The organism is Petrocella sp., from assembly GCF_059865615.1.
On the sequence record NZ_JCBCDA010000132.1, the window covers coordinates 1 to 1,076 of the forward strand.

Annotated in this window: 1 protein-coding gene and 1 pseudogene; both read left to right on the forward strand. The window is 36.3% G+C overall.

Translation table 11 applies throughout. The features are described 5' to 3' along the window. The coding region (locus AC6F8J_RS14575; protein WP_500724356.1) for an NAD-dependent epimerase/dehydratase family protein at nucleotides 1-813 on the forward strand (813 nt) is incomplete at its 5' end. Nucleotides 814-942: 129 nt separating this feature from the next. Continuing rightward, nucleotides 943-1,076 (forward strand): annotated as a pseudogene (locus tag AC6F8J_RS14580) (UDP-glucose 6-dehydrogenase); the annotation flags it as partial.

Consider the following 1,076-nt stretch of genomic DNA (forward strand, 5'->3'; position numbering starts at 1 on the left):
GTAGATAATATCTTTGAGACCTACCAACCAACTCATGTCATTAATCTAGCAGCTCAAGCTGGCGTGCGTTACTCTATTGAGAATCCTTATGCTTATGTGGATTCTAACTTAATAGGTTTTATGAATATCTTAGAAGCTTGTAGAAACTTTCCGGTAGACCATCTTCTATATGCTTCTTCAAGTTCAGTTTATGGTGGTAATAAAGTAGCACCATTTTCTACTAATCATAATGTGGATCATCCTGTTTCACTTTATGCGGCTACGAAAAAGTCCAATGAACTGATGGCGCATACTTATAGTCACTTATATGGCATTCCAACGACGGGGCTTAGATTCTTTACCGTGTATGGGCCATACGGAAGACCAGATATGGCTTATTTCTCATTTACAAAAGACATCTTAGCTGGAAAGTCAATTAAAGTCTTTAATCATGGAAAGATGGAGCGCGACTTCACTTATGTGGATGATATTGTTGAGGGAATCGTAAAGCTTATAGGCAAAGCGCCTGTTGCCAATAATGATTGGGATGAAAGTGTGGATGATTTAAGTTCAAGCTTTGCACCATATAAAATATATAATATCGGTAATAACAATCCAGTGCAGCTTATGAGATTCATCCATGCTCTAGAATCGGCTCTTGGAAAAGAAGCGGAGAAAGTGTACATGGATATGCAACCAGGAGATGTACTTAGAACATATGCGGATGTTTCTGATCTTGAAAGAGATATTGATTTCAAACCATCTACGAGTATTGAGGAAGGTCTTGCAAAATTCGTAGAGTGGTATAAAGATTATTACAAAGTAGAGAAGTAAATCTTGTAGAGAAAAAGACTATATGGCAATGAAAGCCATAGTCACATATAAAAAGCTGAAACCATAAAATGAAAAGCAGAGGTCTTATTACAATATGACCTTAGATAATTACAAGGGAGAGTAAGAAAAATGAAAATAACAATAGCAGGAACAGGTTACGTAGGATTATCCAATGCCATACTTTTAGCACAGCACAATGAGGTTATAGCACTTGATATCATCAAAGAAAAAGTGGATCTGATTAATAACAAGCAATCTCCAAT